Origin of the sequence: Mesorhizobium sp. M0815 (assembly GCF_040319995.1) — a bacterium.
Classification (GTDB): Bacteria; Pseudomonadota; Alphaproteobacteria; order Rhizobiales; family Rhizobiaceae; genus Mesorhizobium.
Window position 1 is genome coordinate 44,532 of record NZ_JAMYOU010000029.1, and the last position, 25,226, is coordinate 69,757.

Consider the following 25,226-nt stretch of genomic DNA (forward strand, 5'->3'; position numbering starts at 1 on the left):
CTAATCCTGTTCTACTGATCTGAGAAAACGGGCGGGATTTCCTGCATAGATCCCGGGTTTGTCTATGTTTCGGGTGACCACGGCACCGGCGCCAATCACCACATCGTCGCAAATCGAGACCGGCAGGATGGTGGCATTCGAACCGATCGAGACGCTGTTGCCAATGACTGTTTTCTTCCACAATTCCCGACGCCCGCGCGCGGGGCCGCCAACGGAGAACAGGTCGTTCACGAAGACTACACCGTGGCCGACAAAACAATCGGTGCCGATCGTCACCAATTCACAAACAAAGGCATGGGATTGTATCCTTGTTCGAGCCCCAACCGAAACGTTTGCCTGAATTTCCACGAATGGACCTACGAAGACACCATCACCGATCGTACAGCCATAGAGGTTTACCGGTTGCACTACTGTGACATGCTCGCCGAAGGTCACACCTTTGATGCCGACCGATCGAATATCGGACGGTTCGGTAACGGGGGCGCCGGTCACGCCGCGCTCTCTGAGGGCCGCCCAAGACGGCAACGCTGAGGGCGAAAGCGGAGCGGCACCTCTTGGCCGGTCTCGACGGACTCATAGATGGCGGAAATGAGCTCCAGGCTTTTGCGGCCCTGCAGGCCGTCGACCAGGTGTTGTTTGCCGCTGCTGATCGTTTCGACAACATGTTCGTAATAGGCTTGATGACCGAAGCCGTAGACGTTCGGGGGATTGACCGAAAATTTCGTCAAAACCTCGGCGTCGTCGGTTCTGGGCTCCACAAAGTTCCATACTTTCATCTCGTTTACGGCAAAGCCGCCGATCTCCACCGATCCCTTCTCGCCGAGGATAGAGATGGAACCTTCGAGATCCTTCGGCCTTGCGGCTGTGGTAGCTTCGATTATCCCGAGAGCGCCGTTGGTGAACCGCAAGGCAACCACCGCGGTATCTTCAGCCTCGATATTCACCAATGCCGTTCGCGTCATGGCAAAGACGCTCTCGACGTCGCCCATCATCCATTCGAGCAGATCGACGTGATGGCTCGCCTGGTTGGTAAGCACGCCACCATCGAGCGCCCAGGTGCCGCGCCAGGAATCTTGGTCATAATAGGACTGGGGGCGGCACCAGCGGACCCTGACGGTCCCCATGACAAGCTTGCCGAAGCGACCGGCGCCAAGAGCTTCTCGCAATTTGACGACCGGCACGTTGAACCGGTTCTGCTTCACAATGAAAAGCTTGATGCCAGCGACGTCACATGCACGGATCATCGCGTCTGCGTCGGCAAGCGTCAGCGCCATCGGTTTTTCGACGATCAGGTGCTTGCCATAATGCGCGAGTGCAATGGCATCACGAGCATGATTGCCACTTTCCGTCAGGATGACGGCGACGTCCGGCGACTCACGTTCCATCATCTCGTGCATGTCGGCGTAGGCTGGAACACCGTACCTTGCGGCCGTCACCTTCGCCTTGTTGATGTCGACATCGCAAACTGCCGCCAGCTTGGCTCCGGATATCGCGTTCTCTCCCAGCAGTTGAGCGTGGCGAACGGATATTCGCCCGCATCCAACCAGCGCAAATCTCAGCATATTTTCATGTTCCCGTTTTCGTTCAGCGCAATTGCTCGCTCACTGAAGTTTGAAGTTGGCCAAATTTTTGAGGGAAGCCCCGTTTCAAACCGGTGCTGACCCAATGCTTCGTCTGAATCGCGGATCATGCACACATCCCCAGCATCATTAACGAACCACGTGGACACGGTGCAATACTCTAGTCGGCGGGCTTTGAGGCGCTGATGACGAAACCCGAACTGAACACGCTCCAATTCAGCACCGAGCAGAGGTTCTCGAACAATGCGACGCCAAGATAGGCGGGCAAAAAGAACGCAAAATAATCGCTGGCGCGATAAAACGGCATGACGTCGACCTTCTCGAATCCCTGCTGGCGAAATATCTTTGCCATATCCGAGGGAGAGCAGTGGTCAAAAAAGGCGGGGTAGCCGGTAACACCAACTGCAGCCGGTCTAATGTACGAAATCAGCCGTTTCTGCAGGACTGGTCCGACGAGCCGCAGCGCGATCGAATACGGATGCCACTTCGAGGGCATATAGTGATGCATCACACCACCGGGCTTTAGCACCAAAAACATCGAACGCGCTGCCGCCTTATTGTCCGGCACATGCTCCATCAATGTGATCGAAATGAGCATGTCTGCCTCGACGTTGACCGGCTGCTCGATCGACTGCACGATAAATCGATCGTAGACGGTATAGCAGTCGGGCCTCTCCTCGATATCGAGGCCAATATAGCTAAAGCCGTGGCCGCGCTGCAAAAGTGGCCGATCGATCCCGCCGACCTCGAGGACCGAGGAAGGACTGAGGCGCGTAATGTCGTCAGCGATACGCCGTTCGAGCTCCGCTTTGTAGGACGCGGCCCCGAAAACCTTGGGAAAGCGGCGTTCCAACCACGCGGCGGCGTTCCTGTTCCAGCCAATGAACTTCTTGAGAATCACCCCACTCCTTTTCGTACCAGAGGTTCCTACCAGAGGTTTTTACTTATTCGAGCGGCCAGCGCCACACCTCGATAGACCGGCGACCCGCAACCCAGGCACATCGCGACCCGCGTTAACACCTAAGGACGAACTGGATGCGCCTTTAGTGCAGGGTGATCGCGTCGCTGCTTATCTGTGCCAGCGTGGCGTGGCGGCCGTTCGCCGTCAGCGGATAAGTGCGCCCCTGGCATTCCACATTGGCCGTGGAGACGTCGCTTTCTGCCTGCCAGGGGTTGATTACCAGCGCTACGCAGCCCTCCTTGCCGACATCGAACACACGCACCAGCGGACGTTTCTCCCGCCAAAGCACGTTGGCAGGCTCCCCCGGAACGAGGTGCCCCCTGCCGATCAGTCCGGATACCGACGACAGGCGGGACAGAGTATGGGTGAACAATGGCAGTTGCGAATATGGCAAGGGATCGCCCGGTTTGACGGCAAGCTCATGACCCCACAACACAACGGCGCGAGCCCCGCTGAAATAAGGGACCAGCGTCATGGCTTCGACAAGGTACGGATCCACCAAGGGCGTGGTTTGCCGCCAGTCTGGGCCGTAGTAGCGCAGCCATAGATAGGCAAAAATCGGTTTGCCGCTCATTTGCTCCGATCGATAATAATTTTGCTCAATGTGCGTCGCTATGTAAAACATTGAATCCGGCTTCGCGTCCGGAAGATATGCTTCGGTAACAATAAAATCAACGTAAGGATCTATGCTCTTCCACATTTTTAGATCGAAACTATGCTTCTCGGCGAAGTCCTTGGCAGTGTAATCTCTAATCTTGGCCGTCTCTTTGGAAAATGGCTGAGGCCCGAAGATGCCAATGACTGCGTCTTTGTAACGCTCGCGGGTCCACTTGACCGGCAGCGCGAACCACGTCGCCCATTCCTTCCAGTACGCGTCCTCGAACTCGGCAAACAATGGGAAACGTTGCCCGTCGATAGCGTTGAATATCCAGGCCTTCAATGCCGACCGCTGAAATACAAATTCTATGTCGTGAACGTAAATTCCACCGGGAGAAGGAGGGTTAATATCGATGTTCCGCCTGACGATACGCTCGAAGAAGTCAGGCTTTCGCCAGGGGTTCGCATTCAGTTTCCCCAGAAACGCGTCGATGTTCTTCCGCTGCTGCCCGGGATAATCGGCGAACGTGTTCTGGATCGTCACCGGCAGAAATCCGTGGCAGAGCGCCGCCGCGGCATGGATACCGCCACCGCTGTCGTAAACGTTCCAGTACGCCTTCAACTCACCTTCCAGCTTAAATGCCTGAACGTGGTCCCACCCGGGCGCAGCCGGGCACTGTGGCGCCGATCGGGCCTGCGGTGCGTGCACCACCGTCAGCCATGTCGAAAGCACAGCGACGGCTAAACCAATCTTCAAAAACCCACTCATCCTTGGCCTATCCGTCCACAGATGCTGATCGACAACGCCGCGAGGGGTTCCAGCCTACAGAGCGTTGCTGCGGCCCAAATCGACAAGTTGGCCGCGCGCATATCTACGGACTGGGTACTCGTACACAGCGACCCGGAGATCGCCCACAAGCCGGGAAACTACGCCGCCTTTCCTGTACTCTCTCGTGACGCTCATATTGTAGGAATCCACACATTCTTCGCCCCGGAGGCTGGTCTATCCGTGATCCGCGCCAACATATTGATGCCGACGATTTTCAAATATTATAACCCCAAATGTTAGCCACACCATTGGGTCGAAAAAGAACAACTTCAGTACAAGAAACGGAAAAAACAACAAAACAAAAATCCCTCCCCAACGCCGGAATAGCTGAATAATTGACGCGAGCAATATTAATATGGACGGTATTATTCCCAAAAAGAAGAACATATTGAATATAAGGCCAAGGTCTTGTGGCGACAAACAGTAATCGCAAAAAGTTTTTGTTATCGGAGAGCCAATAAGCATCCCCTCACCCGCGGAATCTTTCCAGGCATCAAATGCCTGGCCTTTATAATAGCCGGATCCTCCCTTTTCTTCGACAGTGAAGCGGCTACTGAAGTATTCTACATACTGAGATTCAAAAAGCTGCGGCGCTATCAGCGGTACTGAGATGGTGAGCAGCGACACCGAAAACAATACTAACGAGACGCGGAGAATTTTTGGAACGTGACGATTGAGCATCGTGAACTCAATTGCAAAACAAGCGATATAGACCGCGGCACCGACTACTGCCCATGCAGCTAAGGTCGCTACCGTGCTGAGCATTGCGAACAAATCTAAGAAGTTAACGATCCGTCGCCTGAAGAGACATCTCAACAAGACGAGTACATAGATAATGTTCGAGTAAGTTCCGGGCTCTATCTGAAATCCAGAAAGACGAACCTGGTTCATCATCACGCCGGCGCGAGAAGCACTGAATGGAAATACAATTCCATGCAAATCGATGATTTTTCCGAACAGAAGAGAAATGGCGAGAGCCACAACCAAGCCGGCAACGTTGAACACAAGATAGGCTCGGATCAGGAATTCCAACCGTTCGCGCCAGGCAGTACGAGTAACCACGCCGAACGCCACGCCCCAGATCATGAAAGCGATGGCCATTAGGGAAGTTCGTGAAAAGCCGCCGATATTAATGAGGAGGACATAGAGAAAGAACCCAGAAGCCACTGCAATATTGCCGTGATAGGCAGACATCCCAAAGCGACCGACCATTAAACAAAGGAACATCACCGCGGCCAGCGAACGAATGAAGAATGCAACACCTCCCGCACTTGGATCGCTGCTGATCTCAAGCGAGGTGGCGATCAGGGTGAAGAGAGGAAAAAGAAGGAGCCAATCGAACGGGCCAACCGCTTCGAAGCTGGCACTCCCACGGTAGCCGCCCAACGTCGGATATGGTTTCGACACACCTAGCAAGACCGCGCCTGCATCGAATGGAGAAGGTCGATCAGTTCGCCGGCGTTCGAAGCTGAGCCAAAGCGGGTCCGCCAAGTCTCACGTGGAGAGGCGCGCGCCAAATCGCCGCCAGGCGAAAGCGCCTGAATCACGCGCAGGCCCAGGGACTCTGGATCGAGTGCTTCGTCTGCAGAGACAAGCAGTCCTGTCTTGCCGTCTATCACCGCTTCCGAAGTGCCGCCGACGGCGGTTGCGACCACTGGTATGCCGAACGAAATAGCTTCCATGATCGACACCGGAATGCCCTCGGACGAACTCAAGTTGATGAACACGTCGACGTGGTTCTCCCGGTAGAAACTCATCACGTCCGAGTTAGCGGTTTGCCCCCACAACTTGACGTGAAGATTACGGCTTTTGTTTTTCAGGGCGGCATTGACCTCCGTGAGATCCCCGCCACCAAAATGGTGCCACGAAACTTTCCTGTGCTCTGCCAGGACGCCAACCAGCGCAGCGATGAGATGCACCCTCTTCAGCGGTATGACGCTGGAGCAGCTGACTATTGTCAAGGACGTATCTTCAGCCGTGCGCAGTGGAGTTTGACCGCTGTCCGGCACACCGAGACGATTGAGGGCAAAATTGGAGGTAAGCGCGCCTGGCCATTTCGACTTGAAATATGCCAAGCCATGCTCGGAGATGAAAAGATTTACAGCGGCGGACGACGCGATCTTCTCCCGCCACGGAAAACATCGCGCATTCCTATACAGATATGCCCCAGTTTCTGCCGCATGTTCGTAAAGATCCGACCCGTGATACCGGACTGCGCAGGGAACACCCGCTTGTGCCAGCAGAGGGATTGCCAGGGAGGGAACGTGGCCCCAGTAGCTGTAGGCAACCGTTTCGGACGGCGCATCGAGAGCCTTTTTTACCGCGGGAGACCGCTCGAGCGCCGCGCGGTACATGGCGTACAAAAGAATGCGGTATGCCTGCGCTATATGAAATCGCCCTTGGCGGCGGGGCAGAGATGCAAGTTCCGAGCAGAAGAATGACCATGTTCGGAATTTCAGGAGTTGCAACAGGTAAAATGTTAATCGCGACCGCTGCGAGCCCCAGAGCGGGGTCTCAACGGTGACGTTCTCCGGCACTTTCCGCTTTGCCCCGACGCCGCCTATTGGAACAATTGAAATGCGCTCAAAACTTTGGCTGAGAAAGGGCATCTCCGGACCAATGAAAGGCTCAATATGGTCGTAAGGGTACTTGATCGTAAAAAGAAGGAGATGTTTTCTCACAGATCAAGCCCTTCGGCGCTGGGAAAGCGATTCGTGCCGGCGATGGGAAATGATCCAGGGGTTCGCGACATCACAAAAAACAGAACTATAAGACAGATCATGTAAGGCATTGAAATATATATCGAGGTGGAAACAGCGCTCCCCAACGGCATTCCGAGCCAGGCGGGTACAAAAAAACCACCAACGAAAAGAACGTTCTGAATGACAGAAAGGATCAAGGCTAATTTCTGTTGGCCCGCAACGACGGGCACCGGCGCAAGAGATGATAACACGAGATGAACCGCGACATACGGCGCAAATAACTCAGCCAACTGGCCCGACGGCAACCACTGCGATCCAAGTACGAGAGAAAATAAATCGGCGCCGAAAAACAACAAAGTTAAGAGCAATATTGCCCCAATTGTGACTTGCACTACTATCACTCGAAAAACAACACCATCAAATCTGCCCGCTTTTTTCAATTGTTGATGGGCCTCAAGAAACAGAACTTGCGAAATAGCCGCGCTGATAATCCCGGCGGGCAGCATAACAATACGCTGCATCATGAAATATTGCCCAGCTTCTACTGAAGAGAACCTTGCACCGATAATTGCGATCAGGGTAAATCCACTAAGGCTATTAATCAAAAAATGCGGCAAGCCAAACTTCGGGAACAAATGATACCGGCTAGCAACTAACAAGAGAGCTTGCCTCGATCTTCTATTAAAAAAGTTTAGTCGAAGATCCGATATATATAGCCACCGGCGAGATGACAGAAGTATCGCTGCGGCAAGGCCTGCTGCAATAGTTTCTCCGATTATCAGGCCCCATGCTCCAGGCAAGATGGTCAAGCCCAAAGCGACTTGTATCAGAATTGCGATCATTGCCTTGCAAAAGCGACTGACTGAGACATCCCTGTAATTCTGCCTCCGTGAGGCCAACATCGAGAATGTAACGGCAAGAGAGACAAAAAACGCCGTAATGCATGTCATTGGCCACGCAAGACCGAGCGATGCGCCGAAGGCAAGGTCCAAGTCATGCGCGAATACCGCCAATACGAGCGCACCGACCAAAGCAGAAAAAGCGGCCAGGCCGACACACAGGGCCGTAAGCGGACGAATATGCCTTTCCTCGGCGACCATGATCGCCTGCTCATAGCGCGCGGCGAAGCACGTCCCGAGCAATTGGCTGCCAAGAAAGAATATGGCGAACAGGCCAAAGTCTCGTGCGTCGAAAACATGCGCCAGAACCGGTACAGCCATGATCCCAAGGAGCTGCGCCGAAGCGGCACCCAGGCCCAAGGTCATCGTGTTCCTGAGCAGTTTCAGATTCGAGTTCATGCTGGAATTGCGTCGAATCTGCGAGACCACGACGGACAGCAGCCCGGCCGCACGTACAGCCTGGTCATCCTCGCCTAACCTCGCCGCGCGAAAACGAACTGCCGGATTTTCCGCGCCGGTTTCGCAATAAGCGCGTAGTCGACGGGGCCGGATCCGAGCCAACGGCGCCTGGCACGCAACGCTTCGAGGTTGTGCCCGATATGCGAACGGAAGCTCCTTGTGCTGGCTCCCCCGATCATCATGTCGACGAGGACCTGATCGATTGTCGCTATCCTGAATCCGTGCAGCTCGACGGCCCTCAGCATCCAGTCGTAGTCGGAGGAGACTTTCAGCGTCAGATCGAACGGCCCGTTCTTTTCGGCAACGGCGCGCCGGACATAAAAGGTCGGGTGGGCAGGCATCCAGCCGGAGCGGAACCCATCTTGCGGCCTCGGCTCCGCCCGCCACCGGCGAACGACCCGCTTGCTTTGGTGATTTTCGACGAAATCGAGGTGACCGTGGACAATGTCGCTTTCGGCAAGCGCCTCGCTGATCCGGCCGAGCACGGAAGCGTCATGAAACGCGTCGTCCGCGTTAAGGGCGCCGATTGCCTCGCCGGTGCAAAGCGCAAGTCCCTTGTTCAGCGCGTCGTACATGCCGCGGTCGGGCTCGCTGATGATCTGCAGTCCTTGCCCGGCATAGGAGCGGACAATCGCCAGCGTTTCGTCGGTCGAGGCTCCGTCGATGACGATCAGTTCCTTGTCCTGGTGATCCTGGGCAAAGAAACTGTCGAGCGTATGACGGATTGTTGCCGCCGAGTTCCAGCAGACCGTTAGAACGGAAATCTTCATGTTCGCGGGACTTTTCGCAGCTACCGGGCCGCTTTGCGGTTGTGCTCTTCGTCAAGCCGGCGATGCTCGAATTCGCGCGCCACCACCTTGAGGTCGGACTGCACCATCTCGCGCACCATCTCATCAAGCGACGTCGTCGCCTTCCAGCCGAGGACCCGCTCCGCCTTCGAAGGGTCACCGAGCAGCAGGTCGACCTCGGTCGGCCTGAAGTAGCGTGGATCGACCTCGACCAATATCTTGCCGGACTTGGTGTCGACGCCCTTTTCGGCGACGCCCGAACCGTTCCACTGGATGCGAACCCCAACCTCGGCGAAGGCGAGTTCGACAAATTTCCGAACGGAGTTCTTGATCCCTGTGGCCAGCACGTAGTCGTCCGGGGCTTGCTGCTGGAGGATCCTCCACATGCCTTCGACATAGTCGCGTGCATGTCCCCAATCGCGCTCGGCGGAAAGGTTGCCGAGATAGAGCTTGTCCTGAAGGCCCAGGCTGATGGCAGCGGCGGCTCGGGTGATCTTGCGGGTCACGAATGTCTCGCCCCGCATCGGGCTTTCGTGGTTGAACAGAATTCCGTTGGAGGCGTGAATGCCATAGGCCTCGCGGTAGTTCACCGTGATCCAGTAGCCATAGATCTTTGCCGCCGCATAGGGCGAACGAGGGTAAAAAGGCGTCGTTTCGCTCTGCGGGACTTCCTGCACCTTGCCATAGAGCTCGGAGGTCGACGCCTGATAGAAACGCGTCTTTTTTGTCAGGCCAAGCAGCCGGATGGCTTCCAGAAGGCGCAATGTACCGATCGCGTCGGCATTCGCCGTATATTCCGCGGTCTCGAAGCTCACCTGGACATGCGATTGAGCGGCGAGATTGTAGATCTCGTCCGGCTGCACTTCCTGGATTATGCGGATCAGGTTCGTCGCATCCGTCATGTCGCCATAGTGCAGTGAAAAATTGACGCCGGTTTCATGCGGGTCTTGATAGAGATGATCGATACGGCCCGTATTGAAAGACGACGACCGCCGCTTGATGCCGTGGACTGCGTATCCCTTGGCGAGCAGGAGGTCGGCGAGATAAGCACCGTCTTGGCCGGTAATGCCCGTAATTAGCGCGGTTTTTCGGCTCATTTCATACCCTTCGGCAGCTTCAGAAACATGACCGCCAAGCACTGTCCTGGCGCTGTGTTCGACAGCTAAATTTCGATGGAGGCAAAATTCAGAACGGTCTCTATCGAGATCCGAACCCACTTAGCAGAGTTTTCAGCGTTCTCAGCACGATAACGAAATCAAGCCACGGCGAGAAATTCTTGATGTAATAGAAGTCATAGTGCAGCTTCTCGGTCTCGTCGTCATCTTCCGACACATACCCTTGATTCACCTGAGCCCACCCGGAAATTCCGGGGCGGACGATATTTCGGTAGCGATAGAATGGCAACGCCACCGAATAGTGGGATGACAACACTGTCGCCTCAGGGCGAGGCCCGATCCAGCTCATTTCCGAACGAACGATGTTTATCAACTGCGGCAGCTCGTCAATTCTGCTTCGGCGAAGGAAGCGGCCGAGCCGGGTCACCCTGCTGTCACCCGGCTTGGTGACGGCGAGACTGCGAACGTTTGCCGCCTCTGGTTCACTGACGGTCATCGTCCGGAACTTGTAGACCGTGAAGGATTTTCCGCCGAAACCGAGGCGCTCCTGGCGAAATATGGCGGGTCCAGGAGACTCCAGCCTGATCATCAGCGCGATCAACAACAGCAAGGGCGCCAGCACAATCAGCGCCAACAGCGCACAGACCCAGTCGATCGCCTGTTTGATCTTGATATAAGCCTGGTTGGGATTGATTGAGCCCAGCGTGTTTTCGGACAAATGCTCGATTTCGACGCGACCAGTCAGCGATTCGGTGATTTGCTTGACATGGTAGACCGGTACTCCCGCAAGCGCCCGGTCGGCAATGTAGCGCTCCCAATCGTCGGACAGATCGGCGCGCAGATCGGCAACCACGCCGTTGACGCGATCAATGATCATGTCAGGGGAGACAAGCCAATGCCAGTTCACCCCGCCTATCTCGTCTAGACGACCAACGGCGCCGCCTGGAACCACAGCAAGACTGTAAGGATCAAGGCGCCGGCTTACGATAGTCAGAACAAAGTACCAGAGAATTGACAACGTCAAGCTGCTAGCCGCCTGGAAGCCGCTATATTCAATTCGAGATAAGAAAATGACTAAATAAACGAACCCATATGACAATGCAAATGTCGGAAATATGTATCCCGAAGCTGCAATACCCGGGAAATTACCTATCCGCCGAAAGGAGAAGTAACCTATTGTATGCGCGACAATACCCGCAAAGATCGTAATCTGGAGGTTTGTGTAATATGCAAGGGATGGGTCAACGAGAATCCGGATCAGCGCGGGAAGCAGGATTGCGAACGCCAAACCGCCCAGGAGTTGAAACCTGACCCTGTGCACAAGGTGCCGCTGTCTCGGCCGATTCATCATGGCTATGTTCAAGTTAAAACGCTCTCTTGCGGACTACCAGATGTTCTCTGCAGAACCCTGGCAATTCGAACTCCAGGTTGCTGGACATTTACTGGACAGGATGCCGCTCTCGGCCAACGCTTGAATAGGCTATGCCTTCCTTCACGACGTCCTCGCCGCGGTAGACGTTTCGCAGGTCGACCATCACCGGCGTCGCCATGAGCGCACGGAGCCGCTTGAGATCCAGCGACCGAAACGCATTCCACTCGGTGACGACGACGATAGCATGCGCGCCGTCAGCCACCGCATAGGCGCTTTCCCCGAATTCAATGCCCTCGATCATCTTGCGCGCCTGCTCCATGCCCACCGGATCATAGGCCTTGATCGAAGCGCCTGCGTCCTGGAGTGCCTGAATGATGGCCAATGAGGGGGCATCGCGCATGTCGTCGGTGTTCGGCTTGAAGGTAAGGCCGAGAATACCGATGGTCTTGCCGCGAACCGATCCGCCGCAGGCCTCGACCACCTTGCGCGCCATCGCCCGTTTGCGCTGGTCGTTTATCGAGACCGTCGTTTCAATAAGCCGCACGGGGCTTGCCGCGTCCTGCGCGGTCTTGACCAGCGCCAGCGTATCCTTCGGGAAACAGGAGCCACCGTAGCCCGGCCCGGCATGAAGAAACTTTGCGCCGATGCGGTTGTCCATGCCGATGCCGCGCGCAACGTCCTGCACATCGGCTCCCAACCGCTCGCAGAGATCGGCAATTTCGTTGATGAAGGTGATCTTCATGGCCAGAAACGCGTTGCCGGCATATTTGGTAAGCTCCGCCGTACGCCGGCTCGTATAGAATATCGGCGCGACATTCAACGAGAGCGGACGGTAGATCTCGCCCATGACGGCTTTGGCCCGTTCTGCATCGGTCCCGACAATGATGCGGTCGGGCCGCTTGAAATCCTCGATGGCCGATCCTTCGCGAAGAAATTCCGGATTGGAGACCACCGCAAAATCGGCGGCTGGATTTTGCTCGCGAATGATCCGTTCCACTTCATCGCCGGTACCGACAGGAACGGTCGATTTCGTCACCACGACCGTGAACCCCTTGAGTGCGCGACCGACTTCGGCGGCCGCGTCGTAGACGAAGGACAGATCGGCATGGCCGTCGCCACGCCGCGACGGCGTCCCCACGGCAATGAATACGACATCCGACTGGGAAACGGCATCCGCCAGATTGTCGTCGAAACGCAGGCGACCTTGCGCAGTGTTGGTTGTAACGAGGTCGTCGAGGCCAGGCTCGTAGATCGGTATCTTGCCGAGCTTGAGCATGGCAAGCTTTTCCGCATCACGATCGACGCAGCAGACCTGATGGCCAAAGTCGGCGAAACAGGCGCCCGAGACGAGCCCTACATAGCCGGCGCCAATCATTGTTATTCGCATATCGCGTTTCTCATTCAGCGCCGATGAGACGATCTCGCCGGACAGCCTATTACCAAAGGACGGCTACCGCACTCCCGGGTGAAAACCCGAGAGCCCATCCTACAACAATTTGCATCGCCTCGCCGCAACTAGACGTTGGCGATTTATGCGATTGCTACGAGATCCCTGGCATCAAGGTCGACAGGGATCTCGCCATTCATGATGGCCACCAGAACCCGAGCCCTTCCGGCTGGATCGAGCCGGTCAAGGCGACCGATCATTTCCGCGAAAGGGCCGGAAAGGATCCGGACCGAAGCACCGGCTGCGAGGCCGCCGCTGAAATCGAGCAGGCCGTGCCTGCCGGTTAACGCAACGAAGCGCTCTACCAGACCCGAGGGGACCGGCAAAGGCCGGTCGCCTTGCGTGACGAGGGAGCGCACACCGAATGTTCCGTTGACGGAGCGCCAACGTTGCAGCGCGAGGTCGAGGGCGATGAACATATAACCCGGGAAATAAGCTGCGGACCGTGTCTCGAGCCGCCGGGCATGACGCACGGTTTTCTCGTAGCGAGGCACAAACGGCTGAAATCCCTGGATCCGGAGATGCCGTTCGGCGACATGCTCCTTTCCAGGAAAGACCGAAGCAGCGTACCAGCGGGTTGCCGGCGCGGCGGTCGGCTGCGGCGACGGGATGTTCGCCTTGTTCGTCGTTTTTTCCGCGCTAATCACGTGTCTCCCTCTCAGGGCGGGCGGCCATGTCGGCGCCAAGGGTTACGACAGTGTGTCGATGCCAGCAAGCAACCATGCCGCGAGAATCAGGACGGTTCATCAAAAAATTGCCTGCGAATTGTCCATGAATTAGCTGTGCCTAAATAATCATCGAGCCGCTTCTTTTTCAGCTGCCCGACATCGGGCAATTCGCTGTGACGCGTAGCTCTTCGGTTACATTGGCGCGGCGACCCCGGTTGTCCCGGTGCTTAGTCGACCGACTTGAAGCTAATGTGACGGGTCGCCAGCATCTCGTTGCGCCCGCCGGCGGCAGGATACCTGCGGAGCCATTCCGGTTTGCGATAAAAAGCTGTTTCGACAGGCCGTCACCGAGACACAACTGCCAGTAAGCCGCGGGACCGAGGTCAAGGCACAGCGATGCCGATTCTTGACCGGCTTCACGAACGCTTCAGCAACGACCAGACAGCCGGCACCAGGCTCGCAGCCAGCGCGACCTTGATCAGATCACCGACGATAAAGGGCAGCACACCGAACTGCCACGACTTTTCCGGGCCGATCAACAGTGCCAGCCAGGCAAAGCCCATCGCCATCATGACGATCTCGGCCACCAGCATCGCATTGAACAGCTTGATAGGATGGCGATCCCAGCCACGGTCGGCGGCCCAGCCGACGATCGCCGCCATGACGACGAAGCCGGCCAGATAACCGCCGGTCGAACCGAGCATGTAGGCAATGCCGATGCCTTTTTCCGGCGTGCTCTGGAAGACCGGAACGCCCAGTGCGCCCTCGGCCATGTAGAGAAGCAGCGTGGCGACGCCGAGGCGCATGCCGAACGCGGCGGCAATCAGCAAGACAGCAAGCGTCTGCATCGAGATATCGACCGGTCCGAGCACAACCTTCGTCTTGGCCGACAAGATCAGCAGCAGCGTTCCGGCGATCGCCAGCAAAAGCTGGCCCGCCAGCCGGGCCGCGCCCTTTTCAGGCAGAGCGAGAGAAATAAGCGGACGCATCGTCGTTGCAATTGCCATGGTCTTCCCCGTTCCGGATTGCCGCCGAACGCGGCCTTGCGTTTTCCTATATTGGCTTCCGTGCTATGCGGCAATCGGTTTTGCCCTCCCCCCAAAAAAGGTCGCGACGTTCGCATGGCGCTGAAATTCGATACCAGCTTCGACCCGGCCTATGGTCGGGGCGTGACCGTTGCGCCAGACGTGCTTCGGATCACGGCCCGCAATCCAAGCCCGTTCACCTTTCACGGAACCAACAGTTATATCGTCGGGCGCGAGACGCTGGCTGTAATCGATCCGGGTCCGGATGACGAGGTGCACCTTCGAACGCTGCTCGAAGCGATCGGGACCAGGCCGGTCAGCCATATCTTCGTCAGCCACACGCATCGCGACCATTCGCCGCTGGCGGCACGACTGAAGCAGCACACAGGTGCCGTGACGTTGGCGGAAGGCCGGCATCGCCCGGCGCGGCCGTTGCAACCCGGCGAGGTCAATCCGCTCGATGCCAGCGCCGATATCGAGTTCGTTCCAGACATCCCGCTGCCGGACGATATGGTGATCGATGGCGACGGCTGGGCGATCCGGACGGTGCTGACGCCCGGCCATACCGCCAATCACGCGGCCTTCGCACTGGAGGGGACTGGCATCCTTTTTTCGGCCGATCACGTCATGGCGTGGTCAACCACGATCGTCGCGCCGCCGGACGGCGCCATAGCCGACTACATGACATCGCTCGATCGGCTGATCGAGCGCGACGACCGGCTGCTGCTGCCGGGTCATGGCGGGCCGGTGATCGAACCGCGCAACTTCATGCGCGGATTGAAAAGGCATCGCAAAATGCGCGAACGGGCGATTCTGGAGCGGATCAACAGCGGCGACCGCACGATCAGGATTATGGTGGAGGCGATCTATCGCGATACCGATCCGCGCCTGCATGGCGCGGCCGGCCTGTCGGTGCTTGCGCATCTGGAAGACCTGGTGGCGCGCGGTCTGGTCCACACCGACGGCGCGCCGGCTATTGACGGCATCTATTCGCCGGCAAAGTAGTAGCCTTCGGATATCATTCTGCCGGCGCCACGCCCACCTGGCCGGCGACTTCCTGGTCGAGCTCGGCAAGGAAATCGGTGATGCGCGCTGCATTGTCGCCAAGGTCGTAGCGGCCGTAACGCGAGGCCGAGCGCATATCGACAATGACCGCGTCGCCATCGTCGGTCACGCGGATGGCGACATCGGCGGGAAGGCCAAGCAGGAAGCTCTTGGCCAGCGCATCGACCGTCACGTCGCTTTGCCCTGCTGCGTCGGGAAATGGCGCCGCGCGTTGCCAGCCCCGCCGATCGAGCACGGTTTTGACCGCCTCCAGAACGCGGTCGAAAGGCAAGGTGTAGCTGCGTCCGGTAACAAGCGGATAAGCTTCGGTTTGCAGGCGCTGCTCGCCGGGTGTCGGCGGCAAAAGCTCGTTCATATCCATTGTCCGGGTAGAAATATCGAGCGCCGGCGGGTCGTCGAAATCCGTCGAGATGTCGCGCAGCGGCGGATAGGTCGCTGCCCAATAGGCCGCGACAGCGTAAGGGATGAGCACCAGAAGCGCCAGCAAGGCGCCGGCGGTCAGGTCGTGGCCGCCGCGATCACCGAAATTCCACAATCGCGCAAAGGCAAACCCGGCGAACAGAAGCGCAAACGCCGCCAGCAACGCGACAATGCCGAGCACCCACAGGAATGTCGGCGTCTCGACGAGGTCATATCGGTAGCCGATGAGCACCGTCAGCAGCAGGACCGCCGAAAAAGCGCCGGTGCGCCGCGACCAACCGGCAGCCCTCGATGTCTGTCGCTCGGCAATTACCGTCATTGCTTTCCGCGCTGCCCCAACCCGAACAAAGGCATAGTGCCTTTCAGCGGCGGCTTGAAGGCACAAAGACGCCGCATCTCCAGTCAATCCGTCGGCAGATGATAATCCCGGAACTGCTGACGCAAGGTAATCTTCTGGATCTTGCCGGCAGCGGTGTGTGGGATTTCGCCGACAAAGGCGACGTCGTCCGGCATCCACCACTTCGCCACCTTGCCGTCCATGAAGGCGAGGATGTCCGTCTTGGTCGGCTCCCTGCCCGGCTTGCGGACGACCACGAGCAAAGGCCGCTCGCCCCATTTGGAATGCGGAATGCCGATGGCGGCGGCCTCCGCCACGTCCGGATGGCCGACCGCGAGGTTCTCGATCTCGATGGTCGAGATCCATTCGCCGCCAGACTTGATCACGTCCTTGGCGCGATCGGTGATCTGCATGTAGCCGCCGGGGTCGATATGCGCGATATCACCGGTATCAAACCAGCCTTGTTCATCGAACTGTTCGGATCCGATGCCGCCATAATAGGCGCGCGCGACGGTCGGCCCGCGGACCTTGAGTCGGCCGAAGGTCTTGCCGTCCCATGGCAGTTCGTTATCGTCGTCGTCCGTTACCTTCATTTCGATGCCGAACGGCGTAAAGCCCTGCTTCTGCTGGACGGCGAGGCGGGCGTCACCCTTCAGCCCGGCATAGTCCGGCTTCAGGGTGCACAGCGTGCCGACCGGCGACATCTCGGTCATGCCCCAGGCGTGGACGACCTGGACATCGTAATTGTCCTGGAACTTCGTCGTGATCGCGCGTGGACAGGACGCGCCGCCGATGACGACTTTCTGCAGATAAGGTAGTTTCTTGCCGGTCTCTTCCAGATGCTGGAGAAGCATCATCCACACCGTCGGCACGGCGGCGCTGAAGGTTACCTTCTCGGTGTCGAGCAGCTCGTAGATCGAAGCGCCATCCATCTTGCAGCCGGGCATGACCAGCTTGGCGCCAATCATCGGCGCGCTCTGGGCAAGGCCCCAGGCATTGGCGTGAAACATCGGCACGACCGGCAATATGGTATCGCGCGACGACAGGCCCATGGCGTCGGGCATCGCTTCGATCATGGCGTGCAGCACGTTCGAACGATGGCTGTAGAGGACGCCCTTCGGGTCGCCCGTCGTGCCCGAGGTGTAGCACATGCCGGCGGCGGTGTTTTCATCGACTGTCTTCCAGGCGAAGTTGCCGTCGGCTTGAGCAAGCCATTCTTCATAGGCAACGACATTGGGCAGCGCAGTCTCGGGCAAATGCACCTTGTCGGTCAGCACGATAACCTGCTTCAGCGACTTGACCGCGCCGGCGATCTTTTCAAGCAGCGGCAGGAAGGTCAGGTCGACGAAGATCGCCTTATCCTCGGCATTGTTCATGATCCAGGCGATCTGCTCGGGAAAGAGCCGCGGGTTGAGCGTGTGATAAATCGCGCCGACACCCATGATGCCGTACCAGGCCTCGATGTGGCGCGCGGTGTTCCAGGCCAGGGTCGCGATGCGGTCGCCAAGCCCGAAACCGTCACGCTCGAGCCGCTCGGCGACCTTCAGGGCACGATCATGGATTTCGGCATATGTGCTGCGCACGATCGGCCCCTCGATCGAACGCGACACGATCTCGCGGCTGCCGTGCTGCCGCTCGGCGTTGTCGATCAGCTTGTGGCAAAGCAGCGGCCATTCCTGCATCAGCCCGAGCATCTTGTTCCTCCTGTTATTTTTTTGCGCCATTGTGGGACGAACCGGCGGATTGTCCAGCCAGAACCGGGCTGGAGCGGTGCATAGAGCCAAATGAGCCGAAATTCGCCACAATCCGGCCATGCTCGGCGTTAACGTTGATTAACGGGCGGGGCGCGATTGGCGAATGAAAGAGGTTCGCATGGACGCGCAGCTGGACGACAAAGCCCTCGAAAATACGCTTGCCGAAAGTCTGGCCGATCTGGTGGCGGCCGATGTCGCGCAGGCCGATCTGGTGCCCGACGCCAAAACTGTTTCCGAAGATGAATTCGTCGAGGTCGTCGGTGGCGCCCTCGAAGCGGTCGGCGGCACGCTCTTGTTCAAGATGTGCGTCGAGAACGAGGGCGAAAGCCAGCACGTCGCTGCCGCCTGCGTCGGCGATGGCGGCAGTCGCCAGTTCCTGCTGCTCACCTTGCCTGCCAGCGGTGGTGCGCTGAAGGTCGAGACCACCTCGAAAAGCACCAATCCGGTGGCCGGCATTGCCGCCGCCTATGCCGGGCTGATGGACGCATTCCAGGCCGCCGCCTGAGTTTTCGGCAAAGCGGAAGAAACAGGTGAGACTTGCCCCCGCGGGCGACGCTTTGGCGTCGCGGCAGGCAGGTCTTGCACAACGCGCTTGCCAGACACATTTGGGGTTGAGGCAAGGAGATCCGCATGGACCAGATCGCAAACCCGTCACCCGGCTTTCAGCGCAATCCGGGCAAGATCATCCCCGTTGAGCCTTATAAGGGCACAGTGACGGTGCGCGCCGGCGATGTCGTCATCGCCTCGTCCAGAATGGTCAAGGTGCTGACCGAATCGCCCTATCCCCCCGTTTTCTACATTCCGTTCGACGACATCGACTTCAACCAGCTTGGCAAGACCGAGCACTCGACCCATTGCCCCTACAAGGGCGATGCCAGCTATTGGAGCGTGCTGCCCGCCGCCGATGCAGGCAAGGATGCGATGTGGGCCTATGAGCAGCCTTACGACGAGATGGCGGATATCCGCGATCACGGCGCATTCTATCCAAGCAAGGTGACCATCGAGGCTACGCCCGACTGATCAGTCGGTGGTGCCTTCATTGCCGACACCGTCGGCATCATCGAGCCGGACGAAGGTGAGGCCCTTGGCCTTCAGCGCCAAAAGCCCCTGCACTACGCCTTCGCCGGCCGCATGGGTCGGCTGGTTGATGTGAGCGATGATGACATCGCCGTCTTTGCTGCCGAGATGCGCCGGGCGGTCTCTTTTGCACCGAGCAATGAGCCGCCGTCGCCGTTGATCGAGAAGCCGGCGATCTTGAAGCCAAGCTTGCGTATCATCGCGATTGCCGACGGGCTGTATTCGGCGGTCGCGCCGCGAAACCATTTCGGCGCCGGCTCGCCGGTCACGGCGAGAGCGGCGGCACCGGATTCGACCTCGGCCAGCACGGCCTGCGGGCTGCCGGCGCTGCGAATGCCGTAGATCTTTTGCGGCGTGTCGACGGCCGGGACGTGGCGGCCGCCATGGTTTTCCAATTCAAACAGGTCGGGATGCGCCCGCATGATCTCGACGGCGGCGGCGTTGTGCTTCAGCCAGATGCCGGTGACGAAAATGGTGGCGGGAATCTTGTTTTCCACCAGCGCCGAGAGAATCCGTGTGTCGGTCTTTCCACCGCAGGCATCGAGCGTCAGCGCGACGCGGCCGCTGCCTGCGTCGGGCTTGATGTGCAGCGTCGGTTCGACGAGCAACTGGGCGTTGCCAGGCGAAACAGCCCACAGCGATATCGCAACTGCGCAAAAATGCTTTTGGAACAGGCGCATTGATTATTTCCGGGTCGGCCAGATCAAAGTTGAAGCGGCGACCCCAAGACCGGCATCAAGGCGGAAATCGGGACGATGCCCCTGCAAAAGCGTCGGCAGCGGCAATTTGACCGCGGGCCTGACCTTTGGCAAGCGAGAGGTCACAATGCGTGCTCCACGTCCTTAACCGTACGTGAAAAGGATCGCGCGGCTCCTATCCGCGACCCTCCTTCGCAGCCTGCACCGCCGCTTGCGCGGCGGCCAGCCTGGCGATCGGCACCCGGTAGGGCGAGCACGAGACGTAGTCGAGGCCGACCTTCTCGCAGAAATGGATCGAGGCCGGGTCGCCGCCATGTTCGCCGCAAATGCCGAGCTTGATGTCGGGCCGCGTCGCCCTGCCCTTCTCGGCCGCCATCCGCACCAGCTCGCCGACGCCCTCTATGTCGAGCGACACGAACGGATCCTGCTCGATGATACCTTTTTGCCGGTAGGTCTCGAGGAACGAGGCCGCGTCGTCGCGCGAGATGCCGAAGGTGGTCTGGGTCAAATCGTTGGTGCCGAAGGAGAAGAATTCGGCCGCCTCGGCTATGACGTGAGCGCGGATCGCGGCGCGCGGCAGTTCGATCATCGTGCCGGTGAGGTAATCGATCTTGACGCCGGTTTCCTGCATGACGCTTTTGGCGACGGCATCGATGCGCGCCTTGACGAAGTCGAGCTCCTTCACCAGTCCGACCAGCGGTACCATGATCTCCGGCACCACCAGCGCGCCGGCCTTCCTGCCGGCCTCGACGGCCGCCTCGAAAATGGCGCGCGCCTGCATCTCGGCGATTTCGGGATAGGAGACGGCAAGCCGGCAGCCGCGATGGCCGAGCATCGGATTGAACTCGTGCAGCGCTTCGGTGCGCCGCCGGAGCTTGTCCGGCGATACGTTCATGGCGGCGGCGACCTCGGCCACCTCCTCCTCCGTTTTTGGCAGGAATTCATGCAGCGGCGGATCGAGCAGGCGGATCGTTACCGGCAGGCCGGCCATGATCTCGAACAGTTCGAGGAAATCCGAGCGCTGCATCGGCAACAGCTTGGCCAGCGCCGTTCGTCGGTCCTTTTCCGTATCGGCCAGGATCATCTCGCGCATGGCACCGATGCGGTCGCCGTCGAAGAACATGTGCTCGGTGCGGCAAAGCCCGATTCCTTCGGCGCCGAAGGACCGCGCCATGCGGGCATCGAGCGGCGTCTCGGCGTTGGTGCGCACCTTCATGCGGCGCGCGCCGTCGGCCCATTCCATGATGGCGGCGAAATCGCCCGAGAGTTCCGGCTGCAGCATCGGTACGGCACCCTTCAGTACTTGGCCGTTGCCGCCGTCGATCGTGATGATATCGCCCTTGCGGAAGGTCGCGCCCATCGCCATCAGCGTGCCGGCCTTGTAGTCGACGCGCAGCGAGCCGGCGCCCGAAACGCAAGGCTTGCCCATGCCCCGCGCCACCACGGCGGCGTGGCTGGTCATGCCGCCGCGCGTCGTCAGGATGCCTTCGGCCGCGTGCATGCCATGGATATCTTCGGGGCTGGTCTCGATGCGCACCAGGATCGCCTTGCGGCCTTGCGTCTTGGCCTCCTCGGCGTCGTTCGATGAAAACACGATCTCGCCGGTCGCAGCGCCCGGCGAGGCCGGCAGGCCGACGCCGATAATGTCGCGCGCCGCTTTTGGATCGATTGTGGGATGCAGCAACTGGTCGAGCGAGGCCGGATCGATGCGCGCGACGGCCTCTTCTTTCGAAATCAGTCCATCCCTGGCCATGTCGACGGCAATCTTCAGCGCCGCCTTGGCGGTGCGCTTGCCGGACCTGGTCTGCAGCATCCACAATTTGCCACGCTCGATGGTGAATTCGAGATCCTGCATGTCGCGGTAATGTTTTTCCAGGCGGTCGGAGATGCTGACGAAAGCCTGGAAGGCGTCCGGCATCAGCTTCTGCAGCGACGGCTTGTCGGAGCCGGCGGCAATGCGCGCCGCCTCGGTGATGTTCTGCGGCGTGCGGATGCCGGCAACGACATCCTCGCCCTGCGCATTGACCAGGAACTCGCCATAGAGCTGCTTTTCGCCGGTCGACGGATTGCGGGTGAAGGCAACGCCGGTGGCCGAGGTATCGCCCATATTGCCGAACACCATGGCCTGGACATTGACCGCCGTGCCCCAGCTTTCGGGAATGTCGTGCAGGCGCCGGTAGGTGATCGCGCGGTTGTTCATCCAGCTGGAAAACACCGCGCCGATAGCGCCCCAGAGCTGCTCATGCGGATCCTGCGGAAACGGCTTGCCAAGCTCCTCCTCGACCTTGGCCTTGTAGAGCGCGATCACGCCTTGCCATTCGATGGCTGTCAGCTCGGTGTCGAGCTCATGGCCGAGGCCGCCCTTCTGGTCTTCGAGGATTTCCTCGAAGACCTCATGGTCGAGGCCCATGACGACATCGGAATACATCTGGATGAAGCGGCGGTAACTGTCATAGGCGAACCGCGCATCGCCTGAATCGGCGGCCAGTGCTTCCACCGTTTCGTCGTTGAGGCCGAGATTGAGCACGGTGTCCATCATGCCGGGCATGGAAGCACGGGCACCGGAGCGCACCGACACCAAAAGCAGTTTCGACGGATCGCCGAAACGGCGCCCGGTCAGCCGGCCGATATGGTCGAGGGCGACCGCAACGTCCGCCTCCAGCGAGGCCGGGTAGGCGTGGCCGTTGGCGTAATAGGCGTTGCAGACCTCGGTGGTGATAGTGAACCCCGGTGGCACCGGCAGGCCCAGGCTGCACATTTCGGCAAGATTGGCGCCCTTGCCGCCGAGCAGATTGCGGTCGCCGGCACGGCCTTCCGCGGCGCCGTCGCCAAAGGTGTAGACCCACTTGGTCATGCTTGCTCCCCGGTTGCAGGAGATTGGAAATATTGGCAAATCGAGCGATATGATGCTGCAGTGCGAAAGGCAAGGCATCGACCAAGCCGGCCGGCCTCTACAATCGATTAATGAAAAGCTGCGCCGAAAAGACTTGCTTTTTGGAAAGCCTTACTGTAGAACATAACATGAACAAAAGGCAGAACGATGAGAATGACCGGAAAGCTCGATTATCTGGAAATGCCGGCGACAGGCGGAACGCTGGACAGCGTGAAGGCTTTCTACAGCGCGGCCTTCTCGTGGTCGTTCACCGATTACGGGCCGACCTATTCAGCCTTTGCCGAAGGGCTTGACGGCGGTTTTCAGGCGGATGGCCAAAATGCACCGGCCAAGCCGCTGCCCGTGCTCTATTCCGAAAGGCTGGAGGAAACATTGAGCGCCGTTGAGAATGCCGGCGGCACCATCGTCAAGCCGATCTTTTCATTCCCCGGCGGCAGGCGGTTCCATTTCGTCGATCCGGCCGGCAATGAAGTGGCGGTGTGGAGTGAATAGGTCCGTTCAAAGTGACGATTGCAAAACTGGTGGGTCGGTCGTGCATAGTCGATATGTCGGCATTGAGCTTTCTCCCGGCTCGTCCTATAAGGCCGCGCGCACAGCGGGCACGCTCCGGCTGTTGGGGCGTCGCCAAGTGGTAAGGCATCGGTTTTTGGTACCGACATTCCCAGGTTCGAATCCTGGCGCCCCAGCCAATTCTCCGATTCAGACGATCCCGAGTCGTAATCTCAGTTGCAGACACCTTGGTCGCGGATTGGCACCTGCGGCATCTGTCCACAACAAATTGGTGTCGCCGGCAGAGAGCGCGATCCGGCTGGCATCTTAGCTTAATGTCAGCTCAATTGGCCGTCAGGCAAATGCATATTGTGGAGAAAAGCTGTTTTGCTGGCCGTGCCCTGGCATTCTATCTTATTGCCTGAAGACTTTCATAGTCAAAATATCATCTTTTTCTCTCTTCTTCAAACCCATAAATACCTCGAAGGCTTCTTTTATGGCAACCTTCGCAAGTTTAGGCTAACTTTTAATAGCATTTAAGTTATATTTTAATAATCGCTCAACATGTTTCTTATGTATCACCATTAACAAATAGTATTGTCGAAACTATCAAATAAACACCTTTCAGAGTAGACGGGGAATATCTCTGAAACTTAATTTGCTTTTTATAAAAAAATCCGACTACCAAGAAGTATATTTTTCGCCTCAATGTCAAAATCCTGCCACCGATCAACCATTCTATCAGGGCGTGCAGGTATGTGATTTGGCGCTAATATACACCTTCTAGTAGGCAGACCTTCGCGGGGCGCTATCGAATCAGAATGAGGGATTATGGATGGCGACTCTCCATTACACGTCGGGCGGATCCGGCACGGACATTGCAAAAGCCGGATTCAATCTGGCTAGCGTGCAATATGTTGACCAGGTCAACGAGCTGCCAGAGGGCATGAAAGGCTTGGTCTACCTCGACGAGGCCAACGGCGTAACCCAATCCTTTATCGACAAGGTTACTCCTTTCCTCGGCAATCCTAACGTATTTGGGTTCTTCCTTGTCGACGAGCCGGATCCCACCGGCCAATGGGGTACCTACGCCTCTGCTGCCAATCTGAAGGCAGAATCCGACTGGATCCATGAGCATTTTCCAGGCGCCAAGACCTACATCACAATGATGAGCCTGGGGACGTCGGCGAATCCGGATTTTAGGGGCACGTACAATCCCGCCAATACGGGTATCGATTACTACGGCATAGATGTCTATCCCGTCCGCACCGATGGCCCGGTCGACTACAACATGATCGATAAATTCGTCGCCGCCGCTCAGGCATCGGGCATCCCGACGAGCCAGATCGTTCCGGGCTACCAGGCGTTTGGAGGTGGCGAGTATAACACCGACATGGGTGGCAAATATGTCGTGCCCACCGCCGCCCAGATGGAAACCATGATGGAGCACTGGGCCAAGCTGGTTCCGTCACCTGCCTTCGACTACGCATACGCCTGGGGTTCGCAGCGAGGCGACACAGCGTTGGAGAGCTCTTCGGAACTGCAGGCCGTTTTCCGGGAACACAACCTTGCAACGACGGGGACCACTCCGCCTCCCGTCGACACAAGCGACACCTTGTATGGCACCAGCGGCGACGATGTGTTTCACGGGGCCGGCGGCCACACAATGATCGGCTATGGTGGCAATGACACCTATTATGTCGATGACGTCCGCGATAAGGAGATTGAGGCGGCGGGCGGCGGCACCGACAAAGCACTCGCCTCCGTAAGTCACGTCCTTTCGGCTGGGTCGGAAATCGAGCTTCTCGCCACCAGCAATCCGTCCGGCACGACGGCCATCAATCTTACAGGCAACGAGTTCGCCCAGACCATTCAGGGCAATGCCGGCGCCAATGTCATCAACGGCCTCGGTGGCGCTGACAAGATGGTCGGCTATGGCGGCAATGACACCTACCACGTCGACAATGCCGCAGACCGGGTGTTCGAGGCAGCGGCTGGCGGCACCGACAGGGTGTTCACCTCGGTGAGCCATGTCCTTTCGGCCGGGTCGG

Annotated in this window: 21 protein-coding genes, 1 tRNA gene and 1 pseudogene; 6 read left to right on the forward strand and 17 right to left on the reverse strand. The window is 58.4% G+C overall.

Annotated elements, in window-relative coordinates:
• From NKI01_RS25160 to NKI01_RS25220, 13 genes are all read right to left on the reverse strand, one after another.
• Complete coding sequence (locus tag NKI01_RS25160) at window positions 1-492, reverse strand: acyltransferase (protein WP_352965067.1); 492 nt, start codon at window positions 490-492, stop codon at window positions 1-3.
• Window positions 489-1,562 carry a Gfo/Idh/MocA family protein gene (locus tag NKI01_RS25165; protein ID WP_352965069.1) on the reverse strand — a complete coding sequence of 358 codons (1,074 nt, stop codon included), beginning with the start codon at window positions 1,560-1,562 and terminating at the stop codon, window positions 489-491. The genes NKI01_RS25160 and NKI01_RS25165 overlap by 4 nt, the downstream gene beginning before the upstream one ends.
• A 178-nt stretch (window positions 1,563-1,740) precedes the next feature.
• On the reverse strand, window positions 1,741-2,481 hold the full coding sequence (locus NKI01_RS25170) for a methyltransferase domain-containing protein (RefSeq protein ID WP_352965070.1): 741 nt from the start codon (window positions 2,479-2,481) through the stop codon (window positions 1,741-1,743).
• A 142-nt stretch (window positions 2,482-2,623) separates the two neighbouring features.
• On the reverse strand, window positions 2,624-3,907 hold the full coding sequence (locus NKI01_RS25175; RefSeq protein ID WP_352965071.1) for a hypothetical protein: 1,284 nt from the start codon (window positions 3,905-3,907) through the stop codon (window positions 2,624-2,626).
• Between the two features lie 234 nt (window positions 3,908-4,141).
• Complete coding sequence (locus NKI01_RS25180; protein ID WP_352965072.1) at window positions 4,142-5,458, reverse strand: hypothetical protein; 1,317 nt, start codon at window positions 5,456-5,458, stop codon at window positions 4,142-4,144.
• Window positions 5,377-6,648 (reverse strand): glycosyltransferase, encoded by a 1,272-nt coding sequence (locus tag NKI01_RS25185; protein WP_352965073.1) that lies wholly within the window; start codon window positions 6,646-6,648, stop codon window positions 5,377-5,379. Before NKI01_RS25185 ends, NKI01_RS25180 begins: the two co-directional genes overlap by 82 nt.
• Window positions 6,645-7,967 carry an oligosaccharide flippase family protein gene (locus tag NKI01_RS25190; protein ID WP_352965075.1) on the reverse strand — a complete coding sequence of 441 codons (1,323 nt, stop codon included), beginning with the start codon at window positions 7,965-7,967 and terminating at the stop codon, window positions 6,645-6,647. The genes NKI01_RS25185 and NKI01_RS25190 overlap by 4 nt, the downstream gene beginning before the upstream one ends.
• Window positions 7,968-8,041: 74 nt before the next feature.
• On the reverse strand, window positions 8,042-8,797 hold the full coding sequence (locus NKI01_RS25195; RefSeq protein WP_352965076.1) for a glycosyltransferase family 2 protein: 756 nt from the start codon (window positions 8,795-8,797) through the stop codon (window positions 8,042-8,044).
• 20 nt (window positions 8,798-8,817) lie between these two features.
• A complete protein-coding gene (gene gmd / locus NKI01_RS25200; protein ID WP_352965078.1) occupies window positions 8,818-9,912 on the reverse strand; it encodes a GDP-mannose 4,6-dehydratase in 1,095 nt (364 codons plus the stop codon).
• Window positions 9,913-10,012: 100 nt separating this feature from the next.
• Complete coding sequence (locus tag NKI01_RS25205) at window positions 10,013-10,837, reverse strand: sugar transferase (protein WP_352965080.1); 825 nt, start codon at window positions 10,835-10,837, stop codon at window positions 10,013-10,015.
• A 532-nt stretch (window positions 10,838-11,369) separates the two neighbouring features.
• The gene (locus NKI01_RS25210; protein WP_352965083.1) at window positions 11,370-12,689 is read right to left on the reverse strand and encodes a UDP-glucose dehydrogenase family protein; all 1,320 of its coding nucleotides are present in this window, start codon (window positions 12,687-12,689) and stop codon (window positions 11,370-11,372) included.
• Between the two features lie 143 nt (window positions 12,690-12,832).
• The gene (nusG, locus tag NKI01_RS25215) at window positions 12,833-13,435 is read right to left on the reverse strand and encodes a transcription termination/antitermination protein NusG (protein ID WP_352965086.1); all 603 of its coding nucleotides are present in this window, start codon (window positions 13,433-13,435) and stop codon (window positions 12,833-12,835) included.
• A 398-nt stretch (window positions 13,436-13,833) separates the two neighbouring features.
• Window positions 13,834-14,424 (reverse strand): biotin transporter BioY, encoded by a 591-nt coding sequence (locus tag NKI01_RS25220; RefSeq protein ID WP_352919125.1) that lies wholly within the window; start codon window positions 14,422-14,424, stop codon window positions 13,834-13,836.
• Window positions 14,425-14,538: 114 nt separating this feature from the next.
• On the opposite strand from NKI01_RS25220, the gene NKI01_RS25225 reads away from it, so the two are divergent.
• Complete coding sequence (locus tag NKI01_RS25225) at window positions 14,539-15,447, forward strand: MBL fold metallo-hydrolase (RefSeq protein ID WP_352965088.1); 909 nt, start codon at window positions 14,539-14,541, stop codon at window positions 15,445-15,447.
• A 13-nt stretch (window positions 15,448-15,460) separates the two neighbouring features.
• Here the strand turns inward: NKI01_RS25225 and NKI01_RS25230 are convergent, their stop codons facing one another.
• Window positions 15,461-16,246 carry a DUF1499 domain-containing protein gene (locus NKI01_RS25230; protein ID WP_352919129.1) on the reverse strand — a complete coding sequence of 262 codons (786 nt, stop codon included), beginning with the start codon at window positions 16,244-16,246 and terminating at the stop codon, window positions 15,461-15,463.
• An 83-nt stretch (window positions 16,247-16,329) separates the two neighbouring features.
• Window positions 16,330-17,958, reverse strand: coding sequence for a fatty-acid--CoA ligase (locus tag NKI01_RS25235; RefSeq protein ID WP_352965090.1), 1,629 nt, complete (start codon window positions 17,956-17,958; stop codon window positions 16,330-16,332).
• Window positions 17,959-18,136: 178 nt separating this feature from the next.
• On the opposite strand from NKI01_RS25235, the gene NKI01_RS25240 reads away from it, so the two are divergent.
• Window positions 18,137-18,523, forward strand: coding sequence for a hypothetical protein (locus NKI01_RS25240; RefSeq protein ID WP_352849297.1), 387 nt, complete (start codon window positions 18,137-18,139; stop codon window positions 18,521-18,523).
• A 125-nt stretch (window positions 18,524-18,648) separates the two neighbouring features.
• The gene (locus NKI01_RS25245; protein ID WP_352965092.1) at window positions 18,649-19,038 is read left to right on the forward strand and encodes a DUF427 domain-containing protein; all 390 of its coding nucleotides are present in this window, start codon (window positions 18,649-18,651) and stop codon (window positions 19,036-19,038) included.
• Here the strand turns inward: NKI01_RS25245 and NKI01_RS25250 are convergent.
• Together NKI01_RS25250 and ppdK are read right to left on the reverse strand one after the other, a co-directional pair.
• Window positions 19,039-19,775: pseudogene (locus NKI01_RS25250) on the reverse strand (polysaccharide deacetylase family protein).
• Window positions 19,776-19,968: 193 nt separating this feature from the next.
• A complete protein-coding gene (ppdK, locus tag NKI01_RS25255) occupies window positions 19,969-22,647 on the reverse strand; it encodes a pyruvate, phosphate dikinase (protein ID WP_352965094.1) in 2,679 nt (892 codons plus the stop codon).
• Window positions 22,648-22,833: 186 nt separating this feature from the next.
• Here ppdK and NKI01_RS25260 point away from each other — a divergent pair, with 186 nt between their 5' ends.
• The 3 genes from NKI01_RS25260 to NKI01_RS25270 form a co-directional block, all read left to right on the forward strand.
• Window positions 22,834-23,178, forward strand: coding sequence for a VOC family protein (locus NKI01_RS25260; RefSeq protein WP_352919139.1), 345 nt, complete (start codon window positions 22,834-22,836; stop codon window positions 23,176-23,178).
• Window positions 23,179-23,300: 122 nt separating this feature from the next.
• Window positions 23,301-23,375 (forward strand) — tRNA-Gln (locus tag NKI01_RS25265).
• 635 nt (window positions 23,376-24,010) lie between these two features.
• Window positions 24,011-25,226 (forward strand): calcium-binding protein (locus NKI01_RS25270; RefSeq protein ID WP_352965097.1); only part of this gene is annotated, 1,216 nt, incomplete at its 3' end.

Bases quoted from the DNA above. Each gene is read 5' to 3' on its own strand.
- NKI01_RS25235 (WP_352965090.1), bottom strand. From the start codon at position 17,958: ATGCTCGGGCTGATGCAGGAATGGCCGCTGCTTTGCCACAAGCTGATC.
- NKI01_RS25190 (WP_352965075.1), bottom strand. From the start codon at position 7,967: ATGAACTCGAATCTGAAACTGCTCAGGAACACGATGACCTTGGGCCTG.
- NKI01_RS25225 (WP_352965088.1), top strand. From the start codon at position 14,539: ATGGCGCTGAAATTCGATACCAGCTTCGACCCGGCCTATGGTCGGGGC.
- NKI01_RS25220 (WP_352919125.1), bottom strand. From the start codon at position 14,424: ATGGCAATTGCAACGACGATGCGTCCGCTTATTTCTCTCGCTCTGCCT.
- NKI01_RS25245 (WP_352965092.1), top strand. From the start codon at position 18,649: ATGGACCAGATCGCAAACCCGTCACCCGGCTTTCAGCGCAATCCGGGC.
- NKI01_RS25240 (WP_352849297.1), top strand. From the start codon at position 18,137: ATGGACGCGCAGCTGGACGACAAAGCCCTCGAAAATACGCTTGCCGAA.
- NKI01_RS25230 (WP_352919129.1), bottom strand. From the start codon at position 16,246: ATGACGGTAATTGCCGAGCGACAGACATCGAGGGCTGCCGGTTGGTCG.
- NKI01_RS25165 (WP_352965069.1), bottom strand. From the start codon at position 1,562: ATGCTGAGATTTGCGCTGGTTGGATGCGGGCGAATATCCGTTCGCCAC.
- NKI01_RS25260 (WP_352919139.1), top strand. From the start codon at position 22,834: ATGAGAATGACCGGAAAGCTCGATTATCTGGAAATGCCGGCGACAGGC.
- NKI01_RS25195 (WP_352965076.1), bottom strand. From the start codon at position 8,797: ATGAAGATTTCCGTTCTAACGGTCTGCTGGAACTCGGCGGCAACAATC.
- gmd (WP_352965078.1), bottom strand. From the start codon at position 9,912: ATGAGCCGAAAAACCGCGCTAATTACGGGCATTACCGGCCAAGACGGT.
- ppdK (WP_352965094.1), bottom strand. From the start codon at position 22,647: ATGACCAAGTGGGTCTACACCTTTGGCGACGGCGCCGCGGAAGGCCGT.
- NKI01_RS25175 (WP_352965071.1), bottom strand. From the start codon at position 3,907: ATGAGTGGGTTTTTGAAGATTGGTTTAGCCGTCGCTGTGCTTTCGACA.
- NKI01_RS25210 (WP_352965083.1), bottom strand. From the start codon at position 12,689: ATGCGAATAACAATGATTGGCGCCGGCTATGTAGGGCTCGTCTCGGGC.